Here is a 9,859-nt window from a genome sequence, read left to right on the forward strand (position 1 = left end):
CGATGAGGCGGCCGCCCAGTGCTGCGAGCCGGTCATGGAGCGTGCTCGCGGTGTCCGCAGGGGCGATGGCCAGGCGTTCGCTCAGCAGCATGGCGCCGGTGTCGAGGCCGGCGTCCATCTGCATGATGGTCACGCCGGTTTCCGTATCCCCGGCCTCGATGGCGCGCTGTATGGGCGCCGCGCCGCGCCAGCGGGGCAGCAGGCTGGCGTGGATGTTCAGGCAGCCGAGCGCGGGCAGGTCCAGCACCCACTGCGGCAGGATCAGTCCGTAGGCCGCGACCACCAGCACGTCGGCGCGTGCGGCGCGCAGGGCGTCGCGCGCGGCTGCGGCGTCGTCGGGGTATTTGCCGTCCAGGCGCAGGCCGCGCGGCTGCGCCACGGCGATGCCATGCTCCAGCGCGTATTGCTTGGCGGCCGAGGCTTGCAACTTCAGGCCCCGGCCCGCGGGCCGGTCCGGCTGGGTGAGCACGAGCGCAACGTCAGAACCCGCGTCCAGCAGGTGCTGCAGCGCGACGCGGGCAAATCCGGGCGTTCCGGCAAAGGCGAGTCTCATGCGCAGCGATTCTCCGGGGCTGCGCGCGCGGGCCCGGGATTTCTTCTGACCGGCGCCAGCACGGGTTTCATGCGCGCGCCTCCCGCTGGAGTTTGAGCATCCGGGTCTTGATGCGGCCGCGCTTGAGGGGCGAGAGGTATTGCACGAACAATTTGCCCACCAGATGGTCCATCTCGTGCTGGATGCACACGGCCAGCAGGCCGTCGGCTTCGATGACGCGCGACGCACCCCGGGCGTCGAGCGCGCGCACGTGCACGGCGACGAAACGCTCGACACCGTCGTAGATTCCGGGAACCGACAGGCAGCCTTCGCTGTTGAGGTGTTTTTCCTCGCTGGTCCAGATGATTTCCGGATTGATGAGCACCTGGGGCTGGTCGTGTTCCTCGGACACGTCGAAGACCAGCAGCCGTTCGTGCACGTCCACCTGGGTCGCCGCAAGGCCGACACCCTGGGCGTCGTACATGGTCTCCAGCATGTCGTCGGCCAGCGTGCGAATGCGCTCATCTACAGCTTGTACGGGACGGGCGATGGTGTGCAGCCGGGGGTCGGGGTAGCAAAGAATGGGAAGAAGGGCCATGGTTGCCAAGGAAAAGCTGTCGCTATTTTCGCCACTTTTGCGCGCCGTCGCCGCGCGGCGGCTGAATAATCGTTGCCCAATCCGGGGCGCGAGCAGAAAATCGCGCCTGGTTTGCAATAAATATCTTTCCAATCGTCCGCACGGCGCAATGCCGTGGGGGCGCTTCGGCCTTGGCGTGGAGGGGCTTTCACCTATGCAGCAGAACATGAGGATGAGGAACAGCATGGCGGCACCCGGCAGCGTGCGGTGCGCCGTCCTGGGCGCGGTCGCCATTCTTGGCGCAGCCCTGCTGCCCATGCCGGCCCCGGCGCAGACTCCCCCTGTCTCGAGCGGGCAGCGCGCCACGGCGCAGCAGGTTGCGGAGCGCGGCGTGGCACTTTCGGAACTGACGCCGGATGCGCCCGACAGCTACGCCGTCAAGCGCGGGGACACGCTCTGGGGACTTGCGGCAACGTTCCTCAAACACCCCTGGCGCTGGCCCGAACTCTGGGGCATGAACCTCAAGGCGATTCCGAATCCGCACCAGATTTTCCCGGGCCAGACGCTGTACCTGGAAAAGGACGGTGGCTACGCACGCCTGCAAGCCGGCCGCGCCGGCGAGCCCGAAACCGTGCGCCTGTCCCCGCAGGTGCGCAGCGAGCGCAAGGCGAACAACGCCCTGCCGACGCTCAAGCCGCACCTGATTGAACCCTTCCTGGTCGAGCCCATGGTGATCGACGCGCAGGTCTTGCAAAAAGCCCCGCGCGTCGTGGCATCGACCGAGGGGCGCGTGCTGATGGGCAGTGGCGACCGGGTCTACGCGCGCGGCGACGCGACCGCGCCGCTGCTCAACCAGGTCGGCGCGCCGCGCCACTACCGCGTGTTCCGCGACGCCGTCGCACTCAAGGATCCGGTCACCGCCGAGATACTGGGCTATGAGGCCCAATATCTCGGCAAGGCGGAGCTGGTGCGCGGCGAGTTCCTGGAGAAAACCCCGGACGGCAAGGGCGGCGACACCGCGGAGTACGTTCCCGCGACGATCGTGTTGTCCGAAACCAAGGGGGACATACAGGCCGGCGATCGCCTCTGGTCTGCGCCCGTCCAGGGCTTTACGAGCTACACCCCGCGTGCGCCGGATGGCGAAGTGGACGCGCGCGTGGTGTCCATCTACGGCAACGCTGCCCTGGCGTATGCCGCGCAGAACCAGGTGGTGACGATCAACCGAGGCACGCAGAACGGCATCGAGCCGGGTCACGTGCTGAGTCTGCTGAGCATGGGCGAGCGCGTCCGGGACGCCACCGACAAGGACAAGCCGATGATCAAGCTGCCCAGCGAGGTAAATGGCACGGCCATGGTGTTTCGCACCTTCGATCGTGTGTCGTACGCGCTGATCCTGGAAATCCGCAGCGCCGTGCGCGTCGGCGACCGCCTCGTGAGTCCCCGGTAGTTCGCCGCGGGAGCAAACCCCACGGAGCGCAGGCGCTCGACCCCGGTCCTGAATCCCATGGAACGCGACGAACTGGCTGCCTGGTTGCATTTGACGCTCGCTCCCGGTGTCGGCAACAGCACCGCGCGGCGCCTGCTGGCGCGCTTTGGTCCGCCGCAGGAGATCCTGCGCCAGCCCCTGTCGGCGCTGCGCGAATGCGTGACGCAGGCGCAGGCGCAGGCCCTGTGCGCGCCCCCGCCCAAGTGGCAGGCGCAGTGGAAGACAAGCTGCGCGTGGCTGCGCGGCACCGATGCGCAAGGGTCCGCACGCACCATCATTACCCTGGGAGACGCGCGCTACCCGCAGGCGCTGCTCGACACGCAGGACCCGCCGCTGCTGCTGTACCTCATGGGGCCGCAGCGGCTGCTCGCGCAGCGCCCCTTTCCCGTCGAGCGCTGCCTGGCGGTCGTCGGCAGCCGCAACCCCACGCCGCAGGGCGCAGAAAACGCGCGACTCTTTTCCCGCGCCTTGCATGGCGCGGGACTGAGCATCGTCTCCGGTCTGGCGCTGGGGGTGGACGCGGCCGCGCATGAGGGCGCGCTCGACGCCGCAATCGACGGCGCAGACTTTGCCGCGACGATTGCCGTGCTGGGCAGCGGGCTGGACCACGTGTATCCGCGCAAGAACCTGGGCCTTGCGCAGCGCATCGCGGCCCGGGGCCTGCTCGTGAGCGAGTACCCGCTGGGCACGCCGCCGCTGGCGGTGAATTTCCCGAAACGCAACCGCATCATCTCCGGTCTGTGCCAGGGAACGCTGGTGGTCGAGGCCGCAGCCGCGTCCGGCTCGTTGATCACGGCCAGGCTCGCGGCCGAGCAGGGGCGCGAGGTGTTTGCGATTCCGGGATCGATTCATGCGCCCCAGTCGCGCGGCTGCCATGCGCTGATACGCCAGGGGGCGAAGCTGGTGGAGAGCGCGCAGGACGTGCTGGAGGAACTGCGGATCCCCGCCACCACGCCGACGACCGCCGCTGCGCCGACGGGTGCTGCGCAGGCTGCGGACAGCCCCCTGCTGCAGGCCCTGGGTTTTGACCCCCAGAGTGTCGATGCCCTCGTGGCGCGCACCGGAATGGACGCTGCCGCGCTGCAGGTGGCGCTGCTGGAACTGGAGCTTGCCGGCCACGTGGCACGCCTGCCGGGTGGGCTGTTCCAGCGCCTTGGCCGGGGCTGAGAAGTGGCCCCTCGGGGGGCAGCGCAAGCACCACCGGGGGGCGATTCCTTGGGGTTGCTGCTGCTGGCCATGGCTGGCAGAAGCATGAATCAAAGTAATCGATCGTTGAAATAATACCATTTTCCTTCATGAGTGTTCCGACCTACGATCCTGCCATTCGCAATCTCGAAATCATCGAAAAGGCAGTCCATGGTCCGTACACACAATCTCGGTTTTCCCCGCATCGGCGCCAAGCGCGAGCTCAAGTTCGCGCTTGAGTCGTACTGGAGCGGGGCGGCGTCACGCGACGAGCTCAAGGCAATCGGCGCGCAACTGCGCCAGCGCCATTGGCAGCACCAGGCCGATCTGGATCTGGTGCCGGTCGGCGATTTCGCGTTCTACGACCAAGTGCTGGACATGAGCTTCACCGTGGGAAACCTGCCCGAGCGCGTGCAGGGCTTCCATGGCGACGCGCTGGACAACTACTTTCGGGTAGCGCGCGGCCGCTCGGCCCGGAATGCCGAAGAACACGGCGCATGCTGCGGGGGGGTCGCCGCTGGCGAGATGACCAAGTGGTTCGACACCAACTACCACTACATCGTGCCGGAGTTCAGCGCGCAGACCGAGTTCACGCTCGACGCTTCGCGCCTGCTGGAGCAGCTGGCGCAAGCCAGGGCCCAGGGAATCAACGCCAAGCCGGTGATCGTCGGGCCGGTGACCTACCTGGCCATTGGCAAGGCCAAGGACGGGTCGGAGCGGCTCGTGCTGCTTGCGCGCCTGTTGCCGGTATACGCCGAGCTGCTTGACACGCTCGCCGCGCAAGGCGTGGAGTGGGTGCAGATCGACGAGCCACTGCTGGTCACCGAACTGGACGCGGATTGGCGACACGCCTTCAACACGGCCTACCACCAGCTCAAGAGCAGCCGCGTCAAGCTGCTGTTGGGCACGTACTTTGGCCAGTTGCTGGAGAACCAGTACCTGGTTGCCAACCTGCCGGTGGCGGGCCTGCATATCGACGCGATCAACGGGCGCGACGACGTGCTGCCGCTGCTGAACCTGCTGCCGGCGCACAAGGTCCTGTCGCTGGGGGTGATCGACGGCCGCAACATTTGGAAGACCGACCTCGACGCCGTGCTCGACTGGGTCGAGCCAATCGCTGCGAAGCTTGGCGACAGGCTGTGGATTGCGCCCTCTTGCTCGCTGCTGCATGTCCCCGTTGACTTGGACAGCGAGCAAGCGCTCGACCCGGAAATCAAATCCTGGCTGGCCTATGCATTGCAGAAGCTCGATGAGCTGAAGCTGCTGGCGACGGCGCTGAATCAGGGACGCGACGCGGTCCAGGACGCGTTGGCGGCGCATCGGCAGGCGATCGCGGCACGCCGCGCTTCGCCGCGTGTCCACAATCGGGCGGTCGAGGTGGCGATCGCCCGACTGGACGCGAAAAAACTGGGCGCGCGCAAGAGCGGCTACGCGCAGCGTGCGCCCTTGCAGGCTGCGCGGCTGCAGCTGCCGCTCCTGCCGACGACCACCATTGGATCGTTCCCGCAGACGGACGAGATTCGCCAGGCGCGCAGCCAGTTCAAGGCCGGCACGCTCGACGAGGCTGGCTACAAGCGCGCGATGCAAGCGCAGATCGCCCGCAGCGTGCGCGAGCAGGAAGCACTCGGGCTGGACGTGCTCGTGCACGGGGAAGCCGAACGCAACGACATGGTCGAGTACTTCGGCGAGCAACTCGCGGGCTGCGCCTTGAGCCAGTTCGGCTGGGTGCAGTCCTACGGTTCGCGCTGCGTGAAGCCGCCGGTCCTGTTCGGCGACATTACCCGCCCGAAGGCCATGACGGTCGAATGGATCGGGTACGCGCAGTCGCTGACGAGCAAGCCGATGAAGGGCATGCTGACCGGTCCGGTCACGATCCTGAACTGGTCGTTCGTACGCGACGACCAGCCGCGCTCGGTATCGTGCAAGCAGCTGGCCCTGGCGATCCGCGGAGAGGTGCAGGACCTGGAGGCGGCGGGCGTGCGCGTGATCCAGATCGACGAGGCCGCGTTGCGCGAGGGCCTGCCGCTGCGCAAGGCGCAGTGGCCGACGTATCTGGACTGGGCCGTCGAGTCCTTCCGCATCGCCGCCAACGGCGTGGATGACGCGACGCAGATCCACACCCACATGTGCTATTCGGAGTTCAACGACATCATCGCGTCGATCGCCGCGATGGACGCCGACGTGATCACCATCGAGACCTCGCGCTCGGATATGGAACTGCTCGACGCGTTCGAGCATTTCAAATACCCGAACGGGATTGGCCCCGGTGTCTACGACATCCACTCGCCGAACATTCCAACCCGGGAGCACATCGTGCAACGGATGCAGAAGGCGGCCGAGCGCATTCCACTCGGGCGGCTCTGGATCAACCCGGACTGCGGCCTGAAAACACGCCAATGGGCGGAGGTGATCCCCGCGCTGGCGAATATGGTCGAGGCCGCCAAGACCCTGCGCGCCACCACCGCGTGAGCGGGAGGCTTCTTCGCGGCCGGCCCCCGGCCCCCGGCCGCTATGCAGCGCTGCTGGCCAGTTCCTTGCGGGCATCGCGGATCACGCTCGCGCCGCCGCTGATGGCCAATCCGGCCATGATCGCGGCCACCACCAGGTCGGGCCAGGCGGTGCCGGTGCCGAGCACGCCCAAGGCGGCGCCGAGCACGGCCAGGTTGCCCAGCGCGTCGTTGCGGGTGCACAGCCACACGCCGCGCATGTTCGCGTCGCCCTCGCGCCAGGCGTACAGCAGCACGGCCACGCCCAGGTTCGCGGCCAGCGCGAGCAGGCCCACGCTGCCCATGGTGAAGGGCTCGGGCGGGATGGCCTGCCATAGGCCCCAGAGCACACGGCCAATCACGAAGACGCCAAACCCGAGCATGCTCGCCCCCTTGAGGAGTGCCGCGCGGGCGCGCCAGGCCAGTGCCATGGACAGCACCCACAGCGACAGGCCGTAGTTCGCGGCGTCGCCCAGAAAGTCGATGGCGTCGCCGAGCAGCGCGGCCGATCCCGAGCGCAGGCCCGCGCCCAGTTCGAGCGCGAACATCGCGGCGTTGACGATCAGTGCGATCCACAGGATGCGCCGGTAGCGCGGGTCGACGTTGGCGCTGGCGTGGGCATGGGCGCCATGGTGGTGTTGACAATGGGCTGACATGGTGTGGTCCTCCAGACAGGCTTGAAGCAAGCGATGCCTGATTGAAAATCATGGAGTCACTCCAATGTCAAGCCAGGGCACCGGGGAGGGGCGCGGTGGCCCGCGCAGCGGGGAGTGCTCCGGGGCTATTGATAATGGGGGGCTATGTCTTCTGCTGACCTGTTTTCGTCCGCGTCCTTGCGCACCCCGCTGCATATCGAATTTCCGCCATCGCTGCCGGTGTCTGGCCGGCGCGAGGAGATCATGGCGGCGATGGCGCAGCACCAGGTCGTGATCGTCTGCGGCGAGACCGGCTCGGGCAAGACCACGCAGCTGCCCAAGATCGCGCTGGCGCTGGGCCGTGGCCGGTGCAACGCAGCACCGGGTCAGAGGGGCCAACTCATAGGCCACACCCAGCCGCGGCGCCTCGCGGCGAGCAGCGTGGCCAAGCGCATTGCCGAGGAACTGCAAACCCCGCTGGGCGCGGTGGTGGGTTTCAAGGTGCGCTTCCAGGACCGCCTCTCGCGCGAGGCCTCGGTGAAGCTGATGACCGACGGCATCTTGCTCGCCGAGACGCAGACCGACCCCTTGCTGCGCGCCTACGACACCTTGATCATCGACGAGGCGCACGAGCGCAGCCTGAACATCGATTTTCTGCTCGGCTACCTGCGCCAGATCCTGCCGCGCCGGCCGGATCTGAAGCTCATCGTGACCTCGGCGACCATCGACGCCGACCGCTTTGCCCGGCATTTTGCGTCGGGCAGCGCCATGGGGCCGGCGCCCATCGTCCAGGTCTCGGGCCGCGGCTTTCCGGTGGAGCAGCGCTGGCGCCCGTTCGAGGAAACGCGCGAGTACGGCCTGCACGAGGCGATTGCCGAAGCGGTGGACGCGCTTTGGCAGGGAAATCCCTCCCCGTCCGGCGACATCCTGGTCTTTCTGCCCGGCGAGCGCGAAATCCGCGAGGCCGCCGAGCATTTGCGCGCGCACCTGTCGCACCAGCCGGTGCTGCGCAACGCCGAGGTGCTGCCGCTGTTTGCCCGCCTGTCGCAGGCCGAGCAGGAGCGCATTTTTGACAGCCACAGCGGCCGGCGCATCGTGCTGGCGACGAATGTGGCCGAGACCTCGCTCACCGTGCCCGGGATCCGCTACGTGATCGATACCGGGACGGCGCGTGTCAAGCGCTACAGTTTTCGAAGCAAGGTCGAGCAGCTGTTGGTCGAGCCCATCAGCCAGGCGGCGGCGAACCAGCGCGCGGGGCGTTGCGGGCGCGTGGCCGACGGCATCTGCATCCGCCTGTACGACGAGGCGGACTTCAATGGCCGCCCGCGCTTTACCGACCCGGAAATCCTGCGCAGCTCGCTGGCCGGCGTGATCCTGCGCATGAAGGCGCTGCGCCTGGGCGACGTGGCGCAGTTTCCGTTCATCGACGCGCCCTCGGGCCGCGCGGTGGCCGACGGCTACCAGCTGCTGTCCGAACTCGGTGCGGTGGACGACGCGCACGAACTCACGCCCATGGGCGTGGAGCTGTCGCGCCTGCCGCTGGACCCGCGCGTGGGCCGCATGATCGTCGAGGGGCGCGAGCGCCAGGCGCTCCACGAGGTGCTGGTGATTGCCAGTGCGCTGAGCGTGCAGGACGTGCGCGAGCGGCCCATCGACGCGCAGCAGCAGGCCGACCAGGCGCACGCCAAGTTCGACGACGAGAAGAGCGAATTCAGCGGCTACCTGAAGCTGTGGAAATGGCTCGATGAGGCCCGCGGTGGCGCACCGAGCCTGCCGTCGGCGCGCGTGCAAAGGGCCATGGCGCTGCGCAAGGCGCCCGCGCAGGCCATCTTGCCGGTGGCGCGGCGCGCCGCTGCTGCCGCGCCGCCGCCCGAGCAGGCCCCGGCGCCCACGCACAAGCTCAGCCACCGGCAGTACGAGCAATTGCTGCGGCAGAACTTCATCAGCGTCCGCCGCCTGCGCGAGTGGCGCGACATTCATAGCCAGCTGCTCACGGTGGTGACCGAGCACCAGTGGCCGATGAACACCCGGCCCGCGAGCTACGAGCAATTGCATCTGGCCATGCTGGCCGGGCTGCTGGGCAACGTCGGCGTGAAGAACGACGCGGAGGACTGGTACCTGGGCGCGCGCGCAATCCGCTTCCACAGGCACCCGGGCGCGCACCTGTCGCGCAAGCCGGGCCGCTGGATCGTCGCGGCCGAACTGGTCGAGACCACGCGCCTGTATGGCCGGGGCATTGCCGCGATCGAGCCGCAGTGGCTGGAACAGGTGGGCGGGCATCTGCTCAGAAAGCAGCTGCTCGACCCGCATTGGGAGAAGAAGGCCGCCGAGGTGGCGGCGCTGGAGCGCGCCACGCTCTACGGCATCGTGGTCTACAGCGGCCGCCGCGTGAACTATGGCCGGGTCGATCCGCAGGCCGCGCGCGAGATCTTCATCCGCGAAGCCCTGGTGGGCGGCCACTGGGAGACCCCGCTGCCCTTTCTGGCCGCGAACCAGAAGCTCATTGCCAAGGTGCAGGAGATGGAGCACAAATCGCGCCGCCAGGATGTGCTGGTGGACGAGGAACTCATCTACGCCTTCTACGACCAGCAACTGCCGCCCGATGTCTGCAACGGCCACGGCTTCGAGTCCTGGTACCGCCAGGAGAGCAAGAAGCAGCCCGGCCTGCTCCAGCTCACGCGCGAAGAGCTCATGCGCCACGAGGCCGCGGGAATCACCGGCAACGCCTTTCCCCGGGTCGTGCGCCTGGGCGGCGTGGACTGCGGCGCGAGCTACCTGCACGAGCCCGGCGACCTGCGCGACGGCATCACCGTGAGCGTGCCGCTGTTCGTGCTCAACCAGGTCAGCGATGCGCGCTGCGAGTGGCTCGTTCCCGGCATGCTCCGGGACAAGATCCAGGCGCTGCTCAAGAGCCTGCCGCAGCGCCCGCGCAGCCGCTTCGTCCCGCTGCCCGAGGCG

7 protein-coding genes are annotated in these 9,859 nt (G+C 68.0%); 4 read left to right on the plus strand and 3 right to left on the minus strand.

The window, feature by feature from the left end; translation table 11 throughout:
* A partial coding sequence (locus VTU_RS0112940) for a methionyl-tRNA formyltransferase (protein WP_010104789.1) occupies nt 1–553 on the minus strand: 553 nt, incomplete at its 3' end.
* A gap of 67 nt (nt 554–620) precedes the next feature.
* Nucleotides 621–1,130: a peptide deformylase gene (gene def, locus VTU_RS0112950; protein WP_010104790.1), complete on the minus strand. Its 510-nt coding sequence runs from the start codon at nt 1,128–1,130 to the stop codon at nt 621–623.
* A 223-nt stretch (nt 1,131–1,353) separates the two neighbouring features.
* On the opposite strand from def, the gene VTU_RS0112955 reads away from it, so the two are divergent.
* The 3 genes from VTU_RS0112955 to metE all read left to right on the plus strand — a co-directional run bounded on the left by VTU_RS0112955 (nt 1,354) and on the right by metE (nt 6,249).
* The gene (locus VTU_RS0112955) at nt 1,354–2,556 is read left to right on the plus strand and encodes a LysM peptidoglycan-binding domain-containing protein (protein ID WP_029554370.1); all 1,203 of its coding nucleotides are present in this window, start codon (nt 1,354–1,356) and stop codon (nt 2,554–2,556) included.
* A gap of 57 nt (nt 2,557–2,613) precedes the next feature.
* A complete protein-coding gene (dprA, locus tag VTU_RS0112960; protein WP_010104792.1) occupies nt 2,614–3,762 on the plus strand; it encodes a DNA-processing protein DprA in 1,149 nt (382 codons plus the stop codon).
* Between the two features lie 189 nt (nt 3,763–3,951).
* On the plus strand, nt 3,952–6,249 hold the full coding sequence (gene metE / locus VTU_RS0112965) for a 5-methyltetrahydropteroyltriglutamate--homocysteine S-methyltransferase (RefSeq protein ID WP_010104793.1): 2,298 nt from the start codon (nt 3,952–3,954) through the stop codon (nt 6,247–6,249).
* A gap of 40 nt (nt 6,250–6,289) precedes the next feature.
* On the opposite strand, the gene VTU_RS0112970 is transcribed toward metE, so the two are convergent.
* On the minus strand, nt 6,290–6,922 hold the full coding sequence (locus VTU_RS0112970) for a cation efflux transmembrane domain-containing protein (protein ID WP_010104795.1): 633 nt from the start codon (nt 6,920–6,922) through the stop codon (nt 6,290–6,292).
* A gap of 144 nt (nt 6,923–7,066) precedes the next feature.
* Here VTU_RS0112970 and hrpA point away from each other — a divergent pair.
* On the plus strand, nt 7,067–9,859 hold a 2,793-nt coding region (gene hrpA, locus VTU_RS0112975), incomplete at its 3' end, for an ATP-dependent RNA helicase HrpA (RefSeq protein ID WP_010104797.1).

It is taken from the genome of Verminephrobacter aporrectodeae subsp. tuberculatae At4 (genome assembly GCF_000193225.1).
GTDB classification, from domain to species: Bacteria; Pseudomonadota; Gammaproteobacteria; order Burkholderiales; family Burkholderiaceae_C; genus Acidovorax; species Acidovorax aporrectodeae.